The organism is Prevotella denticola, assembly GCF_900454835.1.
Taxonomy (GTDB): Bacteria; Bacteroidota; Bacteroidia; order Bacteroidales; family Bacteroidaceae; genus Prevotella; species Prevotella denticola.
In genome coordinates this window covers 172,575-197,511 of the sequence record NZ_UGTM01000002.1, presented here as the reverse complement: position 1 = coordinate 197,511, position 24,937 = coordinate 172,575, and the positions used below count along the sequence as shown (strand labels likewise).

The following is a 24,937-nucleotide window of genomic DNA, read 5'->3' as shown; positions in this document are numbered from 1 at the left end:
GGAGAGGCGGGGGGCTTCTGTTTCTTATGCAGCCTTCTCTCTCTTGTCCGACCGGGTGGCCAGGATGAAAAAGAGAATCAATGCGGCATATGCCACGAGCGAAAGCAGCTCGGAGAGGTGGTTTTCCCACCAGGCGGAATAATCACACTCGATGCCGCCGAACTTCAGCAGCGCAGAGACGACACCCATCAGCGCACCGCCGGCAATGAAGCCCGAGGCCAGCAGCGTACCCTTGTCGCCGCGCGCCTTGTTGACAGCCTCGTCCTTGGAGCGGGTCGTCACGTACCAGTTCACCGTACCGCCTACCAGCAGCGGAATGTTCAGTTCCAGCGGAATGAACATACCCAGGGAAAACGCCAGGGCCGGCACTTTGCAGCGGTCGAGCACGAGGGCGATGACAGCGCCGATGCCGTAGAGCACCCACGGCGCACCCTGTCCGCTCATCAGCGGCTTGATGACCGCCGCCATCGCATTGGCCTGCGGAGCGGCGAGCTTGCCCGAGTTGAAGCCGTAGGTCTTGTCGAGGACAATCATCACGCCGGCGACCGTCGCCGCAGAGATGACCGTGCCGAGGAACTTCCAGGTCTCCTGTTTCTTCGGTGTCGTCCCGAGCCAGTAGCCGATCTTCAGGTCGGTGATGAACGAGCCTGCCATCGACAGTGCCGTGCAGACCACGCCGCCCATCAGGAGTGCCGCCAGCATTCCGGCGTTGCCTTTCAGTCCTACGGCCACCATGACGACGGAAGCAAGAATCAGCGTCATGAGCGTCATGCCCGATACCGGGTTGCTGCCCACGATGGCAATGGCGTTGGCGGCCACCGTAGTGAAGAGGAAGGCGATGACAGCCACAAGGAGAATGCCCACGACGGCATGGAGGAGATTGAAGTCCATCACGCCCAGATAGAAGAAGAGGAAGGTCACGATAAGCGTGGCGATGCTCCCGAAGGCGATGATCTTGAACGAGATGTCGCGCTGCGTGCGGATGACTTCGTCCTGTCCGCTGCCTTTCCCTTTCATCTCACGGGCCGCCAGTCCGACGGCGCTCTTGATGATGCCCCACGACTTCACGATGCCGATGATGCCCGACATGGCGATGCCGCCGATGCCGATGGAGCGTGCATAGGCCTTGAAGATGGCTTCCGGGGCCATCTGTCCGACGGCTGTCGTGACGGACGGATCCCACTGGTTCAGTACGGTGTCGGGGAAGACGAGGGCCATGCCCGGCACGATGAGCCACCAGACGGTAAGCGAACCCATGCAGATGATGAAGGCGTATTTCAGCCCGATGATGTAACCCAGTCCGAGGACGGCGGCACCTGTATTCACCTTGAAGACGAGCTTCGCCTTGTCGGCAACTGTTTCGCCGAAGCCGATCATGCGGCTGGTCACGTTTTCGTTCCACCAGCCGAAGGTCGCCACGGCGAAGTCGTAGAGACCGCCCACCAGGCCCGCCATGAGCAGCGGCTTCGCCTGGCTTCCGCCCCTCTCGCCGCTCACGAGCACCTGTGTAGTTGCCGTGGCCTCGGGGAAAGGATATCTGCCGTGCTGGTCCTTGACGAAGTATTTGCGGAAAGGAATCAGAAAGAGAATGCCCAGCACACCGCCCAGTGCGGCGGCGATGAAAATCTTGAAGAAGTCGGCCTGCAGGTCGAGCATATAGATGGCCGGCATGACGAAGATGCCGCCTGCCACGACGGCACCCGAGCAGGCACCGATGCTCTGGATGATGACGTTCTCGCCCAATGCGTTCTTCCGCTTCGTGGCGGACGAAAGGCCGATAGCGATGATGGCGATCGGTATGGCCGCTTCAAACACCTGCCCCACCTTCAGTCCGAGGTAGGCGGCTGCTGCCGAGAAGAGCACGGCCATGAGGATTCCCCACGTGACCGACCATGGGCTCACCTCCCGGTAGGTTTTCTGCGGCGACATGACCGGTTCGTATGTCTCGCCGTCTTTCAGCTCCCTGAAGGCGTTTTCAGGCAGTTCAATGTTCTGGTTCGCTTTATTTTCCATTGTCTGAATAGTATTATTTGCTTGCAAAGATAAATAAAATTCGTTTATCCTGTATCAGTTCACAGCAAAATATTACCTTTGTCAGCATGAAAGAAATCAAACCCATTGCCTTTTTCCGCTCTCCGCTGACCTCGAAGTTCGGCATCCCACGGCAGAGCGGACTGGCCGGCAGCCTCGTCGGCAGGATAGTCTTTGAACCTCCCTACCGGCGTGAAGAGGCACTGCGCGGACTGGAAGACTTCGATTATCTCTGGCTGGTCTGGGGCTTCTCGGCCAATCGCCCCTCCGATGGCGTGCAGCTCACGGTACGTCCTCCCCGTCTGGGCGGCAATGTGCGGCTGGGTGTGTTTGCCACACGGTCGCCTTTCCGCCCGAACGGGCTCGGCCTGTCGTCTGTCCGCATCAGGCGGATTGTTGACGGAGAGATAGAGGTCGCCGGCGCCGACCTGATGGACGGGACACCCGTCTACGATGTGAAGCCTTACATCCCTTACGTTGACAGTCATCCGGAAGCCAAAGGCGGTTTTACGGACAAGAAGGCATGGCAGCTCCTGTCTGTGACTGTTCCCGATGAGATGGCAAGGCTGTTCGGTGCGGAGGAGCTTGCAGCCTTGAAAGAGGTGCTTGCCCAGGACCCGCGGCCGCAGTACCAGCACGATGCCGGCCGTGTGTATGGCATGCCGTTCGGCAATAAGGAGGTGCGGTTCAGGGTCGAGGGCGACGTGCTGGAGGTCGTTGAAGTGGAATGAGGCTGTCCGTAAGGGACGGAAAGCCCATGGGGAGGGGTTGCTAAGAAGGATATGCAGTAGGAGAAATATCTTTACACTCCGAACTGTTTCCCATCTGTTTTCTGCCGCTTCTGCCTGCCTTGGAAACGAGGGGAATGAGTGCCGGCTTCGCAGCCAACGCCTTCCTGCCTTCCGACTAAGGCCTGATTGCGGTCCAGGTAAGGCTTACTTGCACGTCAGGTAAGGCCTTTTTGCATTGCAACTAAGCACCTTTCCAGAAAGGGCCTGTATGTGTCTGTATGTTAGCGGTTTGCGTATGGGGCGGAGCGGTCTTCTCTCCCATGTTCTCTTTTTCCTCCCCTAAGACCGGTCAGATGCTGTTCCTGAAACGGCTTCGACATAGCGGACAGTAAAATATCAGTACAAAGGTCATCCTGAACAGATGGAAAAGAAAGACCGTCAAGGCCGCAGAGGCTTTCCCTGCCCGATGACACGATGGGCATTATGCACAGAGGTTTTTATACGGTGATGGGCGTTGATGAATGACCAAAACGGTTTTCATCAACGCCCATCACTGCAACATCAGTCATGCAGCTCACGCTCCCTCGAACTCTCGCAGGAAGCGGGTGTCGTTCTCGGAGAAGAGGCGGAGGTCGCTGACACGGTACTTGAGGTTGGCGATGCGCTCGACACCCATGCCGAAAGCGTAGCCGGTATAGACGCTGGAGTCGATGCCGCAGGCCTCAAGGTCGTGCGGGTCGACCATACCGCAGCCGAGAATCTCCACCCAGCCGGTGTGTTTGCAGAAGCCGCATCCCTCGCCGCCGCAGATATTGCAGCTGATGTCCATCTCGGCACTCGGCTCGGTGAATGGGAAGTAACTCGGGCGGAGGCGTATCTTCGTGTCGGCACCGAACATCTCACGGGCAAAGGTGAGTAGCACCTGCTTGAGGTCGGTGAAGCTGACGTTCCTGTCTACATAGAGCCCTTCTACCTGATGGAAGAAGCAGTGGGCGCGTGCCGAAATCGCCTCGTTGCGGTAGACGCGGCCCGGACAGAGCACGCGGATCGGCGGCTTGTGGGTAGACATATAATGTGCCTCGTCGTTGGAAGTATGGCTGCGGAGAAGCACGTTTTTCGTCACGTCCATCGTATTGCTGCGCTCGATGAAGAAAGTGTCCTGCATATCGCGCGCCGGATGGTCGGCGGCGAAGTTCAGCATGGTGAACACGTGCTGGTCGTCGTCAATCTCCGGACCCTGATAGAGCGTGAAGCCCATCCGTGCGAAGATGTCGATGATTTCGTTCTTGACAAGTGTCAGCGGATGCCGCGTACCCAGGCTGATGGGGTAGGCGGTGCGTGTAAGGTCGATGTCGTCGCTCTGTGCCTCGCTGGTCTCGAGCTGGTCCTTCAGCTCGTTGATTCTGTTCTGTGCGAGCTGCTTGAGTTCGTTGATTTTCATGCCGACGGCCTTCTTCTGGTCGGCCGCCACATTCCGGAACTCACCCATCAATGCGCTGATTTCGCCTTTCTTGCTGAGGTATTTCAGTCGGAGCTGTTCCACGTCGCCGGCATTCTGTGCCGTAAGTGTACTCACTTCCTTGAGAAGTTCTTCTATCTTGTCTAATAGCATACTGCTTGGTTATTTTCCTGCAAAGGTACGATTTATAATCGGAACGGAGAAATTACCCTGATATAAATTTATGTTTTTCCTGTCTTATTAGAAATAAATATCGTACATTTGCAGGAAATTTGAGACGAATAAAACGAGCGTATGAGAAAAGCATTTTTACTTGTTGTATGTGTCTGTGCGGCCATGATGGCGGTCACCACAGGCTGTTCTAACAGGAAGATTGAAGCGGCAGACAGTTCCAGTACGGATTCTGCCATGGCGGAGAACAGTGACACCGCTGATACCGTCGACTCTGCCACGGAGGTGATTGCCTCCACGCCGATGCCGAAGGCGGCCGACCAGCTGTTCGATGACTTCTTCTTCAATTTCATTGCCAACAGGAAGCTGCAGCGCAGCCGCATCAAGTTCCCGCTGCCGGTTGTCAACGGCGGGAAGACATCAGAGCTGACGCGCAGCCAGTGGAAGACCGACCATTTCTTCCGGCCGCAGGGATATTACACGCTGATTTTCGACAACGAGAAGCAGATGAAGTATCCGAAGGCAACAGATCTGGACAGTGTGATTGTCGAAAAGATCCACTTGAGGAAAAGAACCGTGGAGCAGTACTGGTTCGACCATCAGGAGGGGAAATGGAAGCTGAACAAAATCTGTACTATCGGTTTCAAGCAGAGCTATAACGCTTCGTTCTTCACGTTCCTTTCCCGCTTCTTTGCCGACAGCGGCAGGGGCTTCGTGAAGAATCCGCTGGCCTATTCAGGACCCGATCCCAATGGCGAGGAGGTCGCAACCATCAATACCACCATCCCTGCCGGGGAGTGGTCGTCGTTCCTTCCGGAAGTACCGGGCGAGATGATTTACAATATCCTCTATGGCCAGAAGTACTCGGAGTCGGACCGCAAGATTCTTACTTTCCGCGGACTGGCCAATGGAGCGGAGACGCAGCTGTTCTTCAGACGGCACGGAAAGGACTGGCGGCTGGAGAAGATCGTCGCTTATTGACGGGAAGGCCCTCTGCCTGATCATCGGTAGCGGGTCTTTCTTTAGCATATACCCAACTTTACAATGCCTGTTGCTTATGAAAAGTGAACGTCAGAAAGCCTTGGATGGTGAGTTCTTTAATGCTGTCGACCCGGAATTGCAGCAGATAATATTACGTACGAAACGCTTATTGCGTAAGTTGAACGATTGCGACTATGCCGACCACGAAGGCAAACGCAGGATTTTTGAGCAGCTGTTTGGCTCTGTCGGTGAGCCGGTTCATATCGATGTTGATTTTCATTGTGAGTATGGTGTCAATATCCACTTGGGCGACTGGGTCGTTATCAATATGAACTGTACGTTTGTAGACAATAACCGTATTGACATCGGCAATCATGTTCTCATCGCTTCAGACGTGAAAATCTATACAGCCGCGCATCCTGTCACTGCCGGGGAACGGATGATTCCCGGCGGAGGGTGGAATATCTATGCCCGACCTGTCAAGATAGAAGACGGTGCGTGGATTGGCGGCGGAGCCATCATCCTGCCCGGTGTGACGATAGGTCGTAATGCCGTGATAGGCGCAGGAGCAGTGGTGACAAAGGACATACCTGCCAATGCTGTTGCTGTCGGCAGTCCGGCAAGGGTCATCAGATACCAGGAAGAATAGTTCCTTGTTATAAGTTATGAACAGAAACAAAGGCAACGCCAAAACGGAATAAGTTAAAATGAAGATAGAGTGTGACTATAGTCTGTTAGAGCATAACACGTTCGGTATTGATGCAAAGTGCCGGCGTTTCGTTGAATACGAGTCCGTGGAGGATGCACAGGAGGCTGTGCGTTCCCTGAAGGAAGAAGATCATCCGTTGCTGATACTCGGCGGCGGCAGCAACCTGTTGCTGACGGAAGACTATAAGGGGACGGTACTCCATTCGGGCATCTCGTTTATAGAAGACGTGGGCGGCGGGCGTGTACGTTGTGGGTCGGGTTATGTGTGGGACGACTTCGTAGCGTATTGTGTTTCCCATGGGCTTTACGGTGCAGAGAACCTTTCTATCATCCCCGGTGAGTGCGGCGCGAGTGCCGTACAGAACATCGGGGCGTACGGTGCGGAAGCCAAGGACCTGATAGAAGAGGTGGAGGCTGTGGAGATTGCCACAGGCAGGGTGCGTCACTTCAAGAATACGGACTGTGGGTACAGCTACCGTCAGAGCCGCTTCAAGCATGAGTGGCGCAACAAGTACCTCATTACGTCGGTGACCTACCGTCTTTCCAGCACCTACCGCCCCAGGCTCGATTACGGCAATATCCGCACGGCACTGGCAGAACGGGGTATTGCGCATCCGACGGCAGACGAACTGCGACAGACGATTATCGCCATCCGTAATGCCAAACTTCCCGACCCCAAGGTGACGGGGAATGCGGGCAGCTTCTTTATGAATCCCATCGTCTCCAAGGAGAAATACGATGAACTGGCGGCGCAGTACGAGCGTATGCCTCACTATACAATAGACAGTACGCACGAGAAGATTCCTGCCGGATGGATGATCGAACAGTGTGGATGGAAGGGCAGGTCGCTCGGCCGTGCCGGTGTCTACGATAAGCAGGCACTGGTGCTGGTCAACCTCGGGGGTGCTGCCGGAGCCGATGTTGTCCGTCTCTTTGAAGCCATACAGCATGACGTAAAGGAGAAGTTCGGTATTGAGATACATCCGGAAGTGAATGTGGTGTGACCTCCCCCTGCCCCTCCGAAGGGAGGAAAGTGCCTGGCAGAAGCAAGTCCCTTGACCGTCCAAAGAGAGAAGAAGGGCTGATGGGGGGCAAAGTCTCCTCCAGCTCCTCGGAGGGAGGAATCAATGTCTGTGACTTGCCGGATGGAAGGATTCTTCTTGGTGCCAGAGTATATATTATGGAGGACGTATCATATAGAATAAGGTGTGTCATGCGTAATAACGGACGCCTCAGGGTGATGGGAGTATTACGGTGACAGCGGCTTTTATTTCAAAAACGACATATCTTTTGGACAGACAGCAATCTTCGACCGGTATACAGTCCGTCAGTCCCTCCTTTCCTTCCGGAGGGGGCGGGGCGGGCTTCTCCTCTTCTTCGGAAGAAACGGGGGGAACTTTGACTTTCCTGGGCACAGGTACTTCCAACGGCGTACCCGTCCTTGGCTGCACCTGTGAAGTCTGCAAGAGCAGTGACCCGCATGACAGCCGGCTGCGCACTTCGGCCCTTCTGGAGACCGCACAGACGCGGGTCATCATCGACTGCGGACCCGACTTCCGGCAGCAGATGCTGCCGCAGCCTTTCCGGAAGATAGATGGACTGCTGATAACACACATCCACTACGATCACGTGGGCGGCATCGACGACGTACGTCCCTATTGCAGGTTAGGCGACATAGATGTCTATGCCAATGCAGACACCTGCGGCGGACTGCGGCATAATTTCCCCTATTGTTTTGCCGAACACCTCTATCCCGGTGTTCCCAAACTGAACCTGCATGCTCTTCCGCCTCATTCCCATATACGAATCGGCGACATAGAGGTGGTGCCTGTCAACGTGATGCACGGCAGGTTGCCCATCTTCGGCTATCGTTTCGGGAAGCTCGCCTACATAACGGACATGAAGACGATGGACGATGCCGAGCTTCCTTATCTCGAAGGGGTCGAGACCCTCGTGGTGAACGCACTTCGCTGGGAGCGGCCGCATCATTCGCACCAGCTGATACCGGAAGCCGTCGAGTTCAGCAGGCGGATAGGTGCCAGACGTACTTATCTTACCCATCTCACCCATCAGGTCGGATTGCATGAGGAGGCGCAGCGACGGCTTCCCGACGGCATCTTCCTTGCTTATGACGGACTGAAGATAGAGGTGTAGATTCCTCGGAGAGAGCGAAACGTGACGCCCGGTTGACCTTGCGGACATACCGCCCCGTCCTTTCCTGCCCCGTCCAAAAAGTCTCTGTCTTGTCCGGGGCGGGTGACGCATGAGATCGGACAGCCTCCCTGTTTCTTATATTTTGTCTGGGATAGTTTGTTTTCTCATGCTTTTTTATTATCTTTGCGGACGGAATGAAAAAAGGATTATTATATATTGTACTGTCGTTCCTCCTGTCCGTTTCCGCAGCAGCAGGAACAGGACAGGCTGTGTGTGCCGACAGTGTTCAGATTTCACTTCTGACCTGTTCGCCGGGAGAAGAGGTCTGGGCGCAGTATGGGCATACTGCAATCCGCTACCGTGACAGGAAGAGCGGGGAAGACCTGGTCGTCAACTACGGTATCTTCTCGCAGGACCAGCCTTATTTCATTCCCCGTTTCATCTTCGGACTGACCGACTACCGCATGGGAGTCGAGCCGATGGACAGGTTTCTCGCACAGTATCGTTACGAGAGAAGAGGCATCGTGGAACAGGTGCTGGACCTGTCGGCAGAAGACAAGCAGGCTATCCGCAGTGCCTTGCGGGAGAACATGAAGCCTGAAAACACCGTCTACCGCTATAATTTCTTTTTCGACAACTGCACGACGAGGGCGCGTGATATGCTCGTCGACCATCTGCACGGAAAGGTTGTCTATCCGGCTGCCGACAGTGCGGCGACGTTCCGCTCGATGATACACGAATGGAACCACGGCTACGAATGGTCGCAGTTCGGCGAAGACCTGTTGCTGGGCGTGAATGCCGACCGTAAGACGACGAAGAGCGAGCAGCAGTTCCTTCCGGATAATCTGAGACGTGACTTCGCCCGGGCTACCTACAACGGGAAGCCTCTCATCAAGGAGACGCACACGCTGCTGGCACCTCAGGCGGAAACGGACGAGGCTGATTGTCCGTTCTCTCCGCTGTCCGCAGCCCTTGTCTTTGTCATTGTCTGCGTCGTGATGATGACGTTGAGCAACCTCAGACGGCGGCTTTACCGGGGCTGGGATGCGGTCTTGATGACCGCTTCGGGGGCGATGGGCATCGTGTTTTTTCTCATGCTGTTCTCCCAGCATCCTTGTGTGAGCCTGAACGCAATTCTGTTCTTCTTCAATCCGCTTCCGCTCTTTTTCCTGTACGCTACGGTCTGGAAACGGAAAGAAGTCTGGTGGAAGATATGGTGCGTGCTCATCGTCCTGGGATTCATCGGAAGTCTTTTCCAGGAAGTCCCTGTGCCGGTGCTGATTGTGGCATTGTTCTTGCTGTTGCACTGCATATTGCATTTGCGGATAAGCCGTCTGCTGCCGCCGCCGGCTCAAAGAGATAGAAAATGAATAAATACATCACCGTTTTACTTGTCGTCCTTGCCGCAACAGGGGTTGAGGCACAGGACTGTCAGTCTGCGCTGAAGATAGCGTTGGGTGATGTCGGCATTGAAGACCTCAGCCGTCAGCAGGCATTCACGGGAGTCGGACAGGAGATTCTTTCCGTCCTCGAAGCCTTCAAGCAGATGAAGGATGACGAGGAGGTCGAGCCGGCACAAAGCAAGGCGGTCTATACCGCAGACCGCACTGACAGATTTCCGGCAGCATCAACATCTTATTCAGATATTCATCAGGGGCAGCAGCTCTTCCTTCCCAATCCCTCTTTGACGACGGGGATTCAGATCCGTGCGCCCAGTCCGGCGGCATAATCGGAAACAGGTGAGTTCCTGTTTCCTCACCTGTCTTTATAATATAATAAGGTGACACGGAAAAGGGGAATATTACCTCTGTGTATTTTTTCAGATATCCGATACACATCGTACGGAACATGGACTTCTGGTCCGGGAGGTAAAGCAATTCGTCAGACCAGAGCGTCCCTGTGCTTTCTCCCCAACCGTTGGGAACGGTCTTCCCAGCCGCTGGGAACACGGTTCCCGACCGTGTGGGAACAGTATTCCCGACCGTCCGGGACAGCATGACAGGTTGCCGACGGGTACGGAACGGAGACGGTACCGGCACGCAGAATGCGATTGGAACAAAACAGAATATAATAAAAAATGAATTTCAACAAGATATTAAAAGCACTTTTCGGAGATAAGTCAACACGTGACATGAAGCTGATTCAGCCTTACGTAGACAAGGTGAAGGCGGCTTATCCGGAAATCAAGGCGCTCAGCAATGATGAGCTGCGTGCCAAGACAAAAGAGATACAGAAGTATGTACAGGATGCAGCCAGGGAGCAGCGTGAGCAGATAGCAGAGCTGCGTGCAAAGATCGAGGAGACACCGATTGACGAGCGCGAGGAAATCTTCAACCAGATTGACAAGCTGGACAAGGAGGCTCTCGACAACTACGAAACGGCGCTCAACGAGGTGATGCCGGTCGCCTTCTCCATTGTGAAGGATACGGCACGCCGTTTCTCGGAGAACGAGGAAACGGTTGTCACGGCAACCGACTTCGACCGTGAACTGGCAGCTGACCCTGCCAAGGACTTCATCACGATCGATGGCGACAAGGCCATTTACCATGACCACTGGACAGCCGGCGGCAACGACCTGAAGTGGGAGATGGTACACTATGACGTACAGATCTTCGGCGGTGTCGTCCTGCATCAGGGCAAGATAGCCGAGATGGCGACAGGTGAGGGCAAGACACTCGTTGCCACCCTTCCGGTGTTTCTCAATGCGCTCACCGGCAACGGTGTCCACGTCGTAACCGTCAACGACTATCTGGCAAAGCGTGACTCCGAGTGGATGGGGCCGCTCTATATGTTCAACGGACTGTCCGTCGACTGTATCGACAAGCACCAGCCGAACTCGCCCGCACGCCGCAAGGCCTATCAGGCAGACATCACCTTCGGTACGAACAACGAGTTCGGCTTCGATTACCTGCGTGACAATATGGCCGTGTCGCCGGCCGACCTTGTACAGCGTCAGCACAACTATGCCATCGTCGATGAGGTAGACTCGGTGCTGATCGACGATGCCCGTACGCCGCTTATCATCAGCGGTCCTGTGCCCAAGGGTGACGACCAGATGTTCGAGGAGTTCCAGCCTCTGGTACAGAGTCTTTATGAGGTGCAGCGCAAACAGGCTACCGAACTCCTGTCGGAGGCCCGCCACAAGCTGGCGGAGGCACAGAAGAATGCCGGCGACAAGGCTGCTTTCCAGAAACTGCAGGAAGAGGGTTTCCTTGCCCTTTACCGCTCGTTCAAGGCCCTGCCGAAAAACAAGGCACTCATCAAGTTCCTTTCCGAAGAAGGCATCAAGGCCGGTATGCTGAAGACGGAAGAGTTCTACATGGCCAACAACAACCGGGAGATGCCGAAGGCCGTCGAACCGCTCTACTTCGTTACGGACGAGAAGATGAACTCCTGCGACCTTACCGACAAGGGTACGGCATGGCTCGCCCGCCAGGTGAAAGACGACCAGCTCTTCGTCCTGCCTGATATTACGACGGAGCTTTCTGCACTCGAGAAACAGAAAGACGACAAGGTGATTGACGAGCAGACTTACATCGACCGGAAGGATGCCATGATGGCTCATTACGGCGTGCAGAGCGAGCGTGTACACACCTTGCAGCAGCTCTTGAAAGCCTATACCATGTTCAATAAGGACGATGAGTATGTCGTCCTGAACGGTGAGGTCAAGATCGTCGACGAGCAGACAGGCCGTATCATGGAAGGACGCCGCTGGAGCGACGGCCTGCATCAGGCCGTTGAAGCAAAGGAACACGTGAAGGTGGAAGCCGCTACGCAGACCTTCGCTACCATTACCCTGCAGAACTACTTCCGTATGTACCACAAGCTCGCCGGCATGACCGGTACGGCTTCCACGGAGGCTGGTGAGTTCTGGGACATCTACAAGCTGGATGTCGTCGAGATTCCCACCAACCGTCCTGTCATCCGCAAGGATATGGAGGACCGTGTCTACAAGACGGCCCGCGAGAAGTATGCAGCGGTCATCGACGAGGTAGAGACCATGCGGAACCAGGGCCGCCCCTGTCTTGTCGGTACGACTTCCGTCGAGATCAGTGAGCTGCTGAGCAAGATGCTCACGATGCGCAAGATTCCGCACCAGGTGCTGAATGCCAAGCAGCACCTGAAGGAGGCGCAGATTGTTGCTGAGGCCGGCCGGTCGGTGAATGGTCTCGGTGCAGTGACGATTGCCACCAATATGGCCGGCCGTGGTACCGACATCAAGCTGACAAAGGAAGTCAAGGATGCCGGAGGTCTGGCCATCATCGGTACTGAGCGGCACGAGAGCCGCCGTGTAGACCGCCAGCTCCGTGGTCGTGCCGGCCGTCAGGGTGATCCCGGTTCATCCGTATTCTATGTGTCGCTTGAGGACAAGCTGATGCGTCTCTTCGGCTCGGAACGTATCGCCAAGGTGATGGATCGGCTGGGCTTCGAAGACGGCGAACGCATTGAAAGCTCGATGATTTCCAACAGCATCGAACGTGCGCAGAAGAAGGTCGAGGAGAACAACTTCGGTATCCGTAAGCGGCTGCTGGAGTACGATGATGTCATGAACAAGCAGCGTACCGTCATCTACGAGAAGCGTCGCCATGCGCTGATGGGCGAGCGTATCGGTATGGACATCTCGAACATCATCTGGGACCGCTGTGTGAACATCATCGAAAAGAACGACTACGAGGGCTGCAAGGAAGAGTTCCTGAAGATTCTGACAATGGAATGCCCGTTCTCTGAAAACGAGTTCATGAGCGTTGACCATGACGAGCTGGCAGAACGCAGCTTCCAGCAGGCAATGGAGGCTTTCATGCGCAAGACCGAGCGCATCCAGACCGTTGCATGGCCTGTCATCAAGCAGGTTTATGAGAATCAGGGGACGATGTACGAACGCATTATGGTGCCAGTCACCGACGGCAAGCGTGTCTACAACATTCCCTGCGACCTGAAGGAAGCCTATGAAAGCGAGGGCAAGTCGGTCGTCAAACAGTTCGAGAAGGTAATCCTGCTCCATATCATTGACGACGACTGGAAGGAGAACCTCCGCCAGCTGGATGACCTCCGTCATTCCGTCCAGAATGCTTCCTACGAGCAGAAAGACCCGTTGCTCATCTTCAAACTGGAGAGCGTGAAGCTGTGGGACAACATGATTGACGACATGAACAACCGTACGGCGAGTGTGCTCATGCGCGGTCAGATTCCGGAGATGCAGCCGGCCGAGGAAGTGCAGGAGGCTGCTCCCGAGGAGCGCACGCAGCGTTACAATGAAGAGAAGGTAGACCTTGATGATCCCGGTCAGGCTGCCGCCGCACGGCAGGATACCCGTGAAGGAGCTCAGCAGGCACGCCACACTCCTTACCGTGCAGACAAGATGCCGCGTCCCAACGACCCGTGTCCCTGCGGCAGCGGCAAGAAATTCAAGAACTGTCATGGTCGGAATCTCCGTTGACCGGCTGATAAAGAAATTCGGGGATAAGACGGCTGTCTTTATCCCCGAATTTTACTTTCCCGAAAATGAGATCATCGGCCTTGTCGGCAACAACGGTGCGGGAAAGACAACCCTCTTCCGTCTTATTCTGAACCTTGTCAGGGCCGATGGAGGAACGGTCTGCTTCAATGTCACTGGTAATCCTTCAGCTCTACAGCAAGGAACGGACGGCGGAGCTGTGAAATCAGAATCCAATCTCGGCGAGTCGTGGAAACGTTTTGTTACGGCGTATCTGGACGAAGGCTTCCTCATCGGTTTCCTTACTCCCAGGGAGTTCTTTACATTCATTGGAAAGGCACATGGCATCGGGAAAGAGCAGGTTGACGAGCGTTTGGAAACCTTTCGTGCTTTTCTTGGTGACGAGATACTCGACCGTCAGAAATACATCCGTGAATATTCCGCTGGCAACCAGCAGAAAATCGGCATCATAGCGGCCTTGCTGCCGTGCCCGGAGTTTGTCATCCTTGACGAGCCTTTCAACTTTCTTGATCCGAGCAGTCAGAACCATTTGAAAACGCTGCTGACGGAGTATAGGCACCGGCATCATGCGTCAGTTCTCCTTTCAAGCCATAATCTTCATCATACAACAGATATAAGCGACAGAGTCGTGTTGATGGAGAACGGCTCCGTCATAAAGAACATCTGCGGTGTGACGGATGAACGGATCAGGGAACTGGAGAGCTATTTTTTGTAATCGCATGGGCTGCCTCTCTGGGCTGTCATGCGGCCGGGAGCGCTCTTCCCGACTCTTCCGGAGCATTTGTCCATGATGCGGCTCATGCTTTGCAGTGTGGTCTGTCCGTACGGGCCGGGTACGGCATTGTTGTCAGGCCAGTTCCGACAGCTCCAGCCATCGGAGTTCCAGTCCGTCCAGTTCTTCTTTCAGCAGAGGCAGCCGTTTGCTTTTTTCAGTGAGTTCTTCTACGGTCAGTCTGCCCGAGCAGAGAGCTGTTTCAAGCTGTTTCTGCTCTCCCTCCAATTGCGAAATCCTGTCAGAAAGCTGTTCGTACTCCCGCTTTTCCTTGAAGGTCATCTTCCGTTTCGTGTTGTTGTGATAGTCCTTCTTCGGCTCGGCAGTAGTCTTCTTTTTCGGTTGGATGTTCTTCTGCTCTTCTTCTTTCGTCTTCATCTTCAGGAATTCGCGGTACTGCGTGTAGTTGCCTGGGAAGTCCTGGATTTCTCCCTCACCCTTGAATACGAGAAGATGATCCACTACCTTGTCCATGAAGTAGCGGTCGTGTGATACGACGATGACACAGCCGGGGAAGTCCTGCAGGTATTCTTCAAGAATCTGCAGGGTCTGGATGTCCAGGTCGTTGGTAGGCTCGTCCAGTACGAGGAAGTTCGGGTTCTTCATCAGCACGGTACACAGATACAGCTTCCGTTTCTCGCCTCCTGACAGTTTATACACATAGTTGTGCTGTTCCTCAGGAGAGAAGAGGAAGTAGTTGAGGAACTGTGATGCCGTCATGTGCTTCCCGCTTCCAAGGTCTATGTAATCGGCGATGTCTGTGATGATGTCGATTACCTTCTGGTCTTCACGGAACTGCAGGCCTTCCTGTGAGAAGTAGCCGAAGCGGACCGTCTCCCCGATGTCGAACCTGCCGCTGTCCGGTGCCGTCTTTCCGAGAAGCATTTTGACGAAAGTAGACTTTCCGGTTCCGTTGTTCCCGACGATTCCCATCTTCTCGAACCGTGAGAAGTTATAATAGAAATTGTCGAGGATGATTTTGTCATCGAACTTCTTTGAGACATACTGGCACTCGAAGATTTTGCTTCCGATATACACGTTGGACGACTTCAGGCGTATCTGTCTTTCTTCAATCCGTTGTTTTGCTTTTGCCTGCAACTCATAGAATGCTTCCTCACGATAGCGTGCCTTGTGTCCGCGTGCCTGCGGCATACGGCGCATCCACTCCAGCTCGGTCCGGTACAGGTTGTTGGCACGTGCTATTTCGGCCCGTGTGTTGTCGATGCGTTCCTGCCGCTTTTCCAGATAATAGGAGTAGTTGCCCCGATAGGTGTAGAGGGTCTGGTTGTCCAGTTCCAGGATGGTATTGCATACGTTGTCAAGGAAATACCGGTCGTGCGTAACCATAAAGATGGTTTTGTTCCCGCGGGAGAGATAGCCCTCAAGCCACTCGATCATTTCCAGGTCAAGATGGTTCGTCGGTTCGTCGAGAATGAGGAAGTCAGGCTCCAGGATCAGCACATTGGCCAGTGCGACGCGTTTCTGCTGTCCGCCGCTCAGCTGTCCCATCGGCTGTTCCAGGTCGTAGAGTTTCAGCATGGTGAGAATCTGCTTCGCCCTCAGAATGCGTTCCGGGTTGCCCTCATGATTGAAGCAGGCATCCAGTACGCTCTCTTCCGGATCGAAATCCGGGCTTTGTTCGAGCAGTCCCACACGCAGGTCGTTGCGGTAGATGATGGTTCCGTTGTCATAGCTCTCCTTGTCCGTCAGTATGGAGAGCAGGGTAGACTTTCCCGTACCGTTCTGTGCCACGAGTCCTATGTGCTGGCCTTCAGCGATGGAGAATGAGATGTCTTTGAATAGAACCTGTGCGCCGAAGCTCTTTGTCAGGTTCTGCACGTCAAGATAAGGTGTCTGTGCCATGCGCTTATTCCAGTGTCCTGTTTATCTGTTCGATATAGTCCAGGATCTCGTCTTTCCCTTCCTTCTTCTCTGCGGAGGTGATGAAGTAGGGCGGGAGTGTCTCCCATCTGTCTTCCAGCTTCTTCATCCACATCAGGGCGTTCGACTTCGCTTTGGCAGGCGACAGCTTGTCGGCTTTCGTGAAGATGATGGAGAAGGGAATGTTACTTCCCCCCAGCCAGTCGACGAACTCGCGGTCGATGGTCTGCTGTTCGTGCCGGATGTCGATCAGTACGAATACGTTGACAAGCTGCTTGCGCTGAAGAATATACTGTGCAATCATCTGTTCCAGTTTGTTTCTTACCGTCTTCGAGTTTTTGGCATAGCCGTATCCCGGGAGGTCGACCAGATACCATTCGTTGTTGATGATGAAATGGTTGATGAGCAGTGTCTTGCCCGGTTTGGCCGATGTCTTGGCCAGTCCCTTGTGATTGCAGAGCATATTGATGAGGCTCGATTTTCCTACATTGGATCGTCCGATGAAGGCATACTCGGCCTTTGTGTCCGCCGGGCATCTGGATACCGATGGCGAAGATATGGTGAATTCTGATTTCTTGATGATCATTTTGATGGGTTTATGCGAATGTAATTTATTGCAAAGTTACTAAAAAGTTGATAGTTATGAATGGCCGGTTGCTGGTTTTTTCGTAATTTTGCAGAAAAACAAGCTGCACCCGGCAAGGCGCAGGCAAGGGCTTTTGCTTCCGTCTGCTATGTTCGGGCTGATAAAGGATATGCGATGAAACAGATCAACTGGGGATTTATAGGCTGTGGCGAAGTGACGGAGAAGAAGTCCGGACCGGCATTCAACGAGGTGATGGGCTCACATGTCGTGGCTGTGTTCAGCCGAAGTGAGCTGAAGGCACGTTCGTATGCCGAGCGTCATGGTATTCAGCGGTGGTACACCGATGCACAGGCACTGGTCGACGATGCGGATGTCAACGCCGTCTATATCGCTACGCCTCCTTCCGCCCATGCCACCTTCGCCATTATGGCCATGCGTGCCGGAAAGCCCTGCTATATTGAAAAGCCGCTGGCTGCCTCTTATGAGGACTGTGTACGCATCAACCGTGTTTCCGAACAGACCGGTGTGCCCTGTTTCGTTGCTTATTACCGTCGTTATCTGCCTTATTTCAAGAGGGTGAAGGAGATTATTGACAGGGGGGAGATCGGCAGGATTCTCACCGTGCAGGTACGTTTCGCCGTTCCTCCGCGCGACCTGGACTATGGACAGAACGTGCAGCTTCCGTGGCGGCTGCAGTCGCATATCTCCGGCGGCGGCTACTTCTACGACCTTGCTCCCCATCAGCTCGACCTCCTGCAGAATTATTTTGGTGTCATTGTCAGGGCACATGGCTATACGGCCAACCGTGCGGGACTGTACAACTTGGAGGACACGGTGAATGCGGTGTTCCGTTTCGAGAACGGACTGACGGGCAGCGGTGCCTGGTGCTTTGCGGCCCATGAGAGCGCACGCGAGGACCGTATCGAGATTTTCGGGTCGAAGGGACGACTGTCTTTCTCCGTCTATACCTACGCTCCCATCCGTCTGTGTACCAGTGAAGGAGGAAAGAATATTCAGGTAGACAATCCTCCTTATGTCCAGCTTCCCATCATCAAGTCTGTTATTGAGGATATGCAGGGCTATGGCGTCTGCGACTGTACGAGCGTCAGTGCGACGCCCACCAACTGGGTGATGGACCGCATCCTCGGGAAAATCTAAAGTAAGTGTCTGTCTGGACAGATGCACACATTCGCCATTTTACATGAAACTGATATCCAACCACTTCTCCTGTCTCTGCTTTCTCCTTGCCGTCTCTGCAGGGCTGAAGCTGTATGCCATTCCGCCGTTGCCGGTCTCTCACGGTATGCTGGCGGCAGCAGACAGCAGTGCGGTCCGTACCGTCAGGCAGCCGATGGATTCGGTGAGGTGGATGCGCCGGGACACGACAATGCGCCGTTCCGGGCATCGGTTCAGCAGGGAAGAACGGCTCGTGCATAAGTTCAACGAGATTGATACCGCCTATATAGAACCGCAGGAATACAATTTCGCCTTAATGTTTCAAAACACGAACACCTATGAAGTGTACCGTCTGAGCAGCTCAAGCGGACAGAGCATCACCTTTGCTCCGGAGGCCACGGTGCGTGTCGGTCCTTACTTCGGCTGGCGTTGGATATTCCTCGGTTATACGCTTGACATAAAGCACCTGGACTTCTGGCACAAGAACGAAAGCCCGCGGCAGGAGTACGATCTGAGCCTGTACAGCTCGATGATCGGGCTTGACATTTATTACCGGAAGACCGGGAATGACTACAAGATCAGACAGTTGGGCCTGGGGCGGGACATCAACACCGATCCTGTCCGCGGCACCGGTTTCGGCGGTCTTACTTCCACCATCAAGGGTTTCAACCTGTATTATATCTTCAACCACCGCCGCTTCTCCTATCCTGCGGCATTCAGCCAGAGCACGATACAGCGCCATTCGGCAGGGAGTCCGCTGCTGGGCATAGGGTACACCCGACACAGTCTGGACGTGGACTGGGAGGAACTGAACCGGATTGTGACCGGGCGTCTTGGCATCCGGCCTGCCGACACGCCGATAGACAGCACGCTGATGTTCGGTCAGGTGAAATATACGGATGTCTCCGTCAGTGGCGGTTACGCCTACAACTGGGTGTTTGCCCGCAACTGGCTGCTGGCGGGATCGCTCTCCTTAGCCTTGGCGTACAAGCGAAGTACAGGTGATGTCACGCACCGCAGCTTTTCCTTCAGCGACTTCAAGTTCAACAACATCAACTTCGATGGTATCGGACGTTTCGGTCTGGTATGGAACAACAGCAGGTGGTTTGCCGGTATGAGTACGATACTCCATGCCTACAATTATCGGCGGAGCAAGTTCTCTACAAACAATTTCTTTGGGAGTGTAAACCTCTATGCCGGCTTCAACTTCGGCAGGAAGAAGTGACCCGGAAGGCTGGCCCGGGTGTCTGGTGTTTCCGGACCGGGGAACTGACATGGCATTCGATGATGGGATTACGGACTTAGGATTATGGACATGAATCTGAAATATACTTTTCTTTGTTTAATACTTTTTGTCTTCTCCGCATGTGGAGCCAAGACAGAACGGAATAAAAACGTCGGTTCAGAAGAAGCTATGGGTGACGCACTGCCCGTAGCTTCTTCTTCTGTTTTGACAGCAGGGAGAGACACGCTGCCCGCTTATCTGGACAGCTATACCGGGGCAGACAGTGCCTTGGTCTGCCGTATCCTGCATGAGGCTGTCGGGAAGAGACGGCAGCTCTCTCACGAACAGCTCGTCCTGATGATCGCACGGAAATTCATCGGTGTGCCGTATGTGGCGCACACCCTGGACCGGAACGACGAAGAGAAGCTGGTCGTCAATCTGCACGGACTGGACTGTACCACATACGTTGAGGCCGTGACTGCCTTGACACACTGTGCTGAAAAGGGTGAAACCCGTTTTGCCGATTATGTGCGCCGGCTGGAACAGCTGCGCTACCGTGGCGGGAAAATCAGCTACGTGAACCGCCTTCATTATTTCCACTGGTGGCTGGAAGACAACAGCCGCATGGGATTTGTCACGGAGATCAATACGCCCGTTCCTCCTTTTACGGCTGTCCAGACCTTGAAAATCAACTATATGAGCCAGAATGCACGTGCGTATGATATGCTGAAGAACCGTCCCGAAAGGGTCGCCGGACTGAAGCGGCTGGAAGATGTAAGCAACGGAACAAATGTACATTATATTCCCAAAACGCTCCTGAACGACAGCAGACTGCTGCGGAAGGTCATCCGCGATGGCGACATTATCGCAATTGTAACCAGCAAGTACAACCTTGACACTACGCACCTGGGCTTCGCCGTATGGCATAAGGACGGTATTCATCTTTTGAACGCCTCGAGTCTCAAACGGAACGGCTGCCGGGTGGTGGAGCCTGCCGAGAGCTTCTTCCATTACATGATGTCCCGTCCCTCAAGCATCGGCATAAGGGTTGCAAGAATAAAGTGAACAGGTCCGTCCTGCGGCCATCGGGCGGAGAAAAGGGTATGTCTTCCGTTTCCGGCAGTCTTGTTCCGCAAGCAGGAAACGGCTTTGCCGACGTAAAAAAAGAACAACCGGCTGGACAAAAAGATTAAAAACAACGAACTTTTGTCCCTCTAAATTTGTGAATGTGCGAGATAATATATAATTTTGCACATGAGATTTGTGATGTGCAAGTGGTGTGCAATTTTGTAGAACAGAGGAATAGCAAAGGTATGTCAATATCGAAAACCAGACAGAAACTTGTTGATGTGGCACGTCAGCTCTTTGCAAAGAACGGCATTGCCAACACGACAATGAATGATATAGCCAAGGCCTCCGGGAAAGGCAGGCGTACGCTTTATACTTACTTCAAGAGCAAGGACGACGTGTATTATGCCGTCATAGAGGCGGAGCTGGAACGTCTGTCGGACAAGCTCGACGAAGTTGCAGCGAAGAAAATCAGTCCCCATGACAAGATCATAGAACTGATCTACACCCATCTCAGCATGATCAAGGAGACGGTGATGCGCAACGGCAACCTGCGTGCAGAGTTCTTCCGGAATATATGGATGGTAGAGCGGGTACGCAAGAACTTCGATGAGGACGAGATCGAACTCTTCCGCAAGGTCTATGCCGATGCCAAGGCGGACGGTGAGTTTGATATTGACAATGTCGAACTCGTCGCAGACATCACGCACTACTGTATCAAGGGACTTGAGGTGCCGTTCATCTATGGCCGTCTGGGACATGGGCTCACGGAAGAGTCCTCACGTCCGCTGGTGGCAAAGGTGGTGTACGGCGCATTAGGGAAGAGCGGTCTGAAATAAGATGTCTCACCCGCAGCGGGGAATGGAGCCGGGACGGCCGTCCTGCGGATGACCCCCGTCTGATTCCCGGTCCGTTGTCTCGTCAACCGGTCAACACATATAACTAACATATAAATCAAAAACGACATGAAATTATTGGAAGGAAAGACAGCCCTTATCACAGGTGCTGCACGCGGTATTGGCAAGTCAATTGCCTTGAAGTTTGCTGAAGAAGGTGCGAACATTGCTTTTACCGACCTCGTCATCGATGAAAAAGGCAAGGCTACCGAGGCGGAGATAGCCGCAAAGGGCGTAAAGGCGAAAGGCTACGCAAGCAATGCGGCCGACTTTGCCCAGACGGAGGAAGTTGTCAGGCAGGTCAGGGAGGAGTTCGGTTCTATTGACATCCTCGTCAACAATGCCGGTATTACCAAGGACGGGCTTATGCTCCGTATGACCGAGCAGCAGTGGGATGCTGTCATCGCGGTAAACCTGAAGAGTGCGTTCAACTTCATCCATGCCTGTATACCGGTGATGATGCGCCAGCGCAGCGGCAGCATCATCAACATGGCCAGTGTCGTCGGTGTCCATGGTAATGCCGGCCAGGCCAACTATGCAGCTTCGAAGGCCGGTCTTATCGCCCTGGCCAAGAGCATCGGGCAGGAGATGGGCCCCAAGGGCATCCGTGCCAATGCCATTGCCCCCGGTTTCATTGATACCGCTATGACGCAGGCCTTGCCGCAGAACATCCGCAAGGAGTGGATTTCCAAGATTCCTCTTCGCCGTGGCGGTACAGTCGATGATATTGCCAATACGGCCGTCTATCTCGCTTCCGACCTGTCAAGCTACGTGTCAGGCCAGGTCATCCAGGTTGACGGTGGCATGAACATGTAATTCCGCTTCCCCTTTCCTGTTACGGGAGGGGGATTTTCAATATCAGAATTCTCCCTTGCCTCTCCTGGATATGGGCTTACGGCATCTGGCGGAAATCCCTTTCCGTCAGGCATCCTTCCCCGAAGGGGGGCAAGGGAGATTTCTTTTTTCCTTACTATACTATGCAAGTACTTTACGAAGATAACCACATTATAATCGTCTACAAAGAAGCCGGCGAGATTGTCCAGGGCGACAAGTCGGGTGATGAACCGTTGTCCGAGACCGTCAGGCGATGGATAAAGGAGAAGTACCAGAAGCCCGGCAACGTATTCCTTGGAATTGTCCACAGACTCGACCGGCCGGTATCGGGGCTGGTCATTTTTGCCAAGACCTCCAAGGCGCTTGCACGACTGAACAATATGTTCCGCAATGGCGAGGTACACAAGACCTATTGGGCGATTGTCACGCGTCCTCCTTTCGAACCGGAGGCGACATTGACCGACTGGCTTGTGCGTAACGAGCGGCAGAACAAGAGCTATGCTTACAACCACCAGGTACCTACGTCCAAGAAATCCATTCTGCATTACAAGATAATCAACCGGTCGGACCGTTACACACTGCTGGAAATCAACCTCATGACGGGCCGCCATCATCAGATCCGCTGCCAGCTGTCCAATATGGACTGTCCCATAAAGGGCGACCTGAAGTATGGTGCGCCGCGTTCCAATCCAGACGGCAGCATCAGTCTGCTGAGCCACCGTGTCGAGTTTGTCCATCCTGTCTCGAAGGAGAACATCCGCATAGAGTCTCCTCTGCCGGACGACACACTCTGGCATGCCATCGGTAATGTCTAGGACTGACGAATACCGTTTGTGCAAGAGGGCAATACCGTAAGTCGGCCGTCCGTCCGATGGCATAGCGTGCCGGATAGGCTCGTGTGCCAGTCCTCTGATAAGAAAAACATAAGAAAGCAGTTGAAAGTGGGGACAGATGTCCCGCTTGTCTGAAGCATCATCAGATGCAGACAGCGGGGCTTCTGTCCCCGTTTTTTTCATCTCTGCACCGTTTCCGCCTGCAAGGAAAGAAAGCTGCTGTCCCGAAGAAACGGTGGAGCAGTCCCGTTTTGTCCTTATTTTTCATTCTTTTGGGTTGAGAACTGGCACGTCTGCTTACGCACATGAGGACTTCTCCGGCCAGCTGGTGGAAAGGTGAGGAGAAAAGACTTCTGCAATACGGTTAAATGGTTGGTAGACAGGACTCTATATGCTATGTAAAAAACGGTGCTTACTTGCGTCCTAATCAGGCGTTAGTTGACGTGTTGTCAGGCACTACTTGGAGTGCAATCAGGCGTTGGTTGGAATGCAGGTAACGGCAGGTTATATTTCTGTCGACTCGTTTCTTCATGGTATGGTGGAAAAGTTGGCGAGGAGGGGAGGTGATTTTCTTGTCTGGGATGTAAAACCTTTTCTTTTTTCTGAAGGCAGGTCCGGGTATGCCGGGCAAAGGCAAAGTGCGTCAGGCACTGTTCACATACTGATTAATCCTGACAGGATGGTTTCCTCAGGCCGGTCTTGTGCCGTTTCGTTGTCTCTTCCTGCCATGCAGGCCGTATCACTGCAATTCCTTTGTAGGAAAAGTTTTTTTTCTTTACCTTTGTAGCTGAAAATGATTTATCATACATCAAATACAAGAAAATGAAGATGGGTGTTATACGAACTTTTTTGCCTGCCATGCTGGCAGGTCTGCTGTTTTCTTCCTGTATCAGGGAAGAGGCTCTGAATGCCGAGGCAGACATTACCGGAGTAACGGTTGATGGCCCGACGCTTATCAGGCGGCCGGTCATCACGAATGAGGAAGTGATTTTCTACGTCAATGGATGGGAGGATCTGACCCGCCTTTCACCGCAGTTCACTGTTACGGAGGGTGCGACGATCGAGCCGGCAAGTGGTACGGAGCATGACTTTACACAGCCGCAGAGCTATACTGTCACATCGCAGGACCGGCAGTGGAAGAAGACTTACAAGGTTTCGTTCGTTTCAGACGATGTTGCCACAGAGTATCATTTTGATGAGATGAAATGGTACGAGTACCGGGATACTTGGAATCCGCAGGCTCCTGTCCAGAAGCTGTTTCATATCTTCGTCGACAAGACATCGGACGGTCACGATTTCGAATGGGGGAGCGGCAATGCCGGCTTCCTGTTTGCTGCCAATGGTGCTTCTGCCGACAAATATCCGACCTGCCAGGATGACCATGGCTACAAGGGGAAGTGTGCCAAGTTGCAGACGGTCAGTACAGCAGCCTTTGCCGCCCTGGGTACGCCTATTGCCGCAGGGAACCTGTTTACGGGTACATTTGAACTTAATTTCGCCAATCCTGCCAAGTCAACCCGGTTTGGTGTCCCTTTCAGGAAGAAACCCAAGGAACTTGTCGGCTACTACAAATACAAGGCCGGTCCGGTGTTTACCGACAAGAAGCTGAAGGTGATTGACGGCAGGAAAGACAGTCTTGCCATCTATGCCGTGCTGTTTGAAACAGGCGACGGTGTGGACTATCTTGACGGAACCAACTCGTTGACCAGCGACCGCATCGTCCTGCTTGCACAGCTTTCGGATGCGAAGGAGGCGGACAGTTGGACACGTTTCTCCATTCCTTTTGTGCCTGTGAAGGGACGGAGGGTTGATCCGGTGAAGCTGAAGGAGGGCAGGTACAGTCTGGCCATCATCATGTCGTCGAGCAAGGATGGGGCGGTCTTCAACGGTGCCGTCGGCAGTACGCTGTATGTTGACGAGTTGAAGCTGTTCTCGGAATAGGGAGGTTGACAAGTTGAAACATATAAATAAGGTGA

The 24,937-nt window shown here is 53.9% G+C and carries 20 protein-coding genes; 16 read left to right on the top strand and 4 right to left on the bottom strand.

Annotated features, from left to right (window positions below):
• Positions 1 to 24: 24 nt before the first annotated feature.
• Complete coding sequence (locus DYH27_RS08965) at positions 25 to 2,013, bottom strand: OPT family oligopeptide transporter (protein ID WP_025067698.1); 1,989 nt, start codon at positions 2,011 to 2,013, stop codon at positions 25 to 27.
• 86 nt (positions 2,014 to 2,099) lie between these two features.
• Between DYH27_RS08965 and tsaA the strand changes: the two genes are divergently transcribed.
• A complete protein-coding gene (tsaA, locus tag DYH27_RS08960) occupies positions 2,100 to 2,762 on the top strand; it encodes a tRNA (N6-threonylcarbamoyladenosine(37)-N6)-methyltransferase TrmO (RefSeq protein ID WP_025067697.1) in 663 nt (220 codons plus the stop codon).
• A gap of 574 nt (positions 2,763 to 3,336) precedes the next feature.
• Here the strand turns inward: tsaA and pheS are convergent.
• The gene (gene pheS, locus DYH27_RS08955) at positions 3,337 to 4,374 is read right to left on the bottom strand and encodes a phenylalanine--tRNA ligase subunit alpha (protein ID WP_025067696.1); all 1,038 of its coding nucleotides are present in this window, start codon (positions 4,372 to 4,374) and stop codon (positions 3,337 to 3,339) included.
• 141 nt (positions 4,375 to 4,515) lie between these two features.
• Between pheS and DYH27_RS08950 the strand changes: the two genes are divergently transcribed.
• The 8 genes from DYH27_RS08950 to DYH27_RS08915 all read left to right on the top strand — a co-directional run bounded on the left by DYH27_RS08950 (position 4,516) and on the right by DYH27_RS08915 (position 14,405).
• Positions 4,516 to 5,373 (top strand): DUF4348 domain-containing protein, encoded by an 858-nt coding sequence (locus DYH27_RS08950; RefSeq protein WP_025067695.1) that lies wholly within the window; start codon positions 4,516 to 4,518, stop codon positions 5,371 to 5,373.
• A 76-nt stretch (positions 5,374 to 5,449) separates the two neighbouring features.
• The gene (locus tag DYH27_RS08945; protein WP_004353142.1) at positions 5,450 to 6,022 is read left to right on the top strand and encodes a sugar O-acetyltransferase; all 573 of its coding nucleotides are present in this window, start codon (positions 5,450 to 5,452) and stop codon (positions 6,020 to 6,022) included.
• 58 nt (positions 6,023 to 6,080) lie between these two features.
• Positions 6,081 to 7,085 (top strand): UDP-N-acetylmuramate dehydrogenase, encoded by a 1,005-nt coding sequence (gene murB / locus DYH27_RS08940; RefSeq protein WP_025067694.1) that lies wholly within the window; start codon positions 6,081 to 6,083, stop codon positions 7,083 to 7,085.
• A 394-nt stretch (positions 7,086 to 7,479) separates the two neighbouring features.
• Positions 7,480 to 8,235: an MBL fold metallo-hydrolase gene (locus DYH27_RS08935; RefSeq protein WP_025067693.1), complete on the top strand. Its 756-nt coding sequence runs from the start codon at positions 7,480 to 7,482 to the stop codon at positions 8,233 to 8,235.
• Positions 8,236 to 8,429: 194 nt separating this feature from the next.
• A complete protein-coding gene (locus tag DYH27_RS08930; protein ID WP_025067692.1) occupies positions 8,430 to 9,605 on the top strand; it encodes an Lnb N-terminal periplasmic domain-containing protein in 1,176 nt (391 codons plus the stop codon).
• The gene (locus DYH27_RS08925; protein ID WP_025067691.1) at positions 9,602 to 9,964 is read left to right on the top strand and encodes a hypothetical protein; all 363 of its coding nucleotides are present in this window, start codon (positions 9,602 to 9,604) and stop codon (positions 9,962 to 9,964) included. Before DYH27_RS08930 ends, DYH27_RS08925 begins: the two co-directional genes overlap by 4 nt.
• 348 nt (positions 9,965 to 10,312) lie before the next feature.
• A complete protein-coding gene (gene secA / locus DYH27_RS08920) occupies positions 10,313 to 13,672 on the top strand; it encodes a preprotein translocase subunit SecA (RefSeq protein WP_029216341.1) in 3,360 nt (1,119 codons plus the stop codon).
• Positions 13,653 to 14,405, top strand: a complete 753-nt coding sequence (locus tag DYH27_RS08915; RefSeq protein WP_025067690.1) for an ABC transporter ATP-binding protein — start codon at positions 13,653 to 13,655, stop codon at positions 14,403 to 14,405. Before secA ends, DYH27_RS08915 begins: the two co-directional genes overlap by 20 nt.
• A 132-nt stretch (positions 14,406 to 14,537) precedes the next feature.
• Here DYH27_RS08915 and abc-f read toward each other — a convergent pair whose 3' ends face one another.
• A complete protein-coding gene (abc-f, locus tag DYH27_RS08910) occupies positions 14,538 to 16,325 on the bottom strand; it encodes a ribosomal protection-like ABC-F family protein (protein ID WP_025067689.1) in 1,788 nt (595 codons plus the stop codon).
• A 4-nt stretch (positions 16,326 to 16,329) separates the two neighbouring features.
• Positions 16,330 to 16,929 carry a ribosome biogenesis GTP-binding protein YihA/YsxC gene (yihA, locus tag DYH27_RS08905; protein ID WP_004353112.1) on the bottom strand — a complete coding sequence of 200 codons (600 nt, stop codon included), beginning with the start codon at positions 16,927 to 16,929 and terminating at the stop codon, positions 16,330 to 16,332.
• A 174-nt stretch (positions 16,930 to 17,103) separates the two neighbouring features.
• Here yihA and DYH27_RS08900 point away from each other — a divergent pair, with 174 nt between their 5' ends.
• The 7 genes from DYH27_RS08900 to DYH27_RS08870 all read left to right on the top strand — a co-directional run bounded on the left by DYH27_RS08900 (position 17,104) and on the right by DYH27_RS08870 (position 24,902).
• Complete coding sequence (locus DYH27_RS08900; protein WP_025067688.1) at positions 17,104 to 18,087, top strand: Gfo/Idh/MocA family protein; 984 nt, start codon at positions 17,104 to 17,106, stop codon at positions 18,085 to 18,087.
• Positions 18,088 to 18,130: 43 nt separating this feature from the next.
• Positions 18,131 to 19,330 (top strand): DUF4421 domain-containing protein, encoded by a 1,200-nt coding sequence (locus DYH27_RS08895; protein ID WP_025067687.1) that lies wholly within the window; start codon positions 18,131 to 18,133, stop codon positions 19,328 to 19,330.
• Between the two features lie 189 nt (positions 19,331 to 19,519).
• On the top strand, positions 19,520 to 20,395 hold the full coding sequence (locus tag DYH27_RS08890) for an N-acetylmuramoyl-L-alanine amidase-like domain-containing protein (protein ID WP_394366012.1): 876 nt from the start codon (positions 19,520 to 19,522) through the stop codon (positions 20,393 to 20,395).
• Positions 20,396 to 20,643: 248 nt separating this feature from the next.
• Positions 20,644 to 21,237, top strand: coding sequence for a TetR/AcrR family transcriptional regulator (locus DYH27_RS08885; RefSeq protein WP_013670451.1), 594 nt, complete (start codon positions 20,644 to 20,646; stop codon positions 21,235 to 21,237).
• Between the two features lie 126 nt (positions 21,238 to 21,363).
• A complete protein-coding gene (gene fabG, locus DYH27_RS08880) occupies positions 21,364 to 22,110 on the top strand; it encodes a 3-oxoacyl-[acyl-carrier-protein] reductase (RefSeq protein ID WP_025068421.1) in 747 nt (248 codons plus the stop codon).
• Positions 22,111 to 22,271: 161 nt separating this feature from the next.
• Positions 22,272 to 22,943, top strand: a complete 672-nt coding sequence (locus DYH27_RS08875; RefSeq protein ID WP_025068422.1) for an RluA family pseudouridine synthase — start codon at positions 22,272 to 22,274, stop codon at positions 22,941 to 22,943.
• 840 nt (positions 22,944 to 23,783) lie between these two features.
• Complete coding sequence (locus DYH27_RS08870; RefSeq protein ID WP_081640726.1) at positions 23,784 to 24,902, top strand: PCMD domain-containing protein; 1,119 nt, start codon at positions 23,784 to 23,786, stop codon at positions 24,900 to 24,902.
• The last annotated feature ends 35 nt before the right edge of the window (positions 24,903 to 24,937 follow it).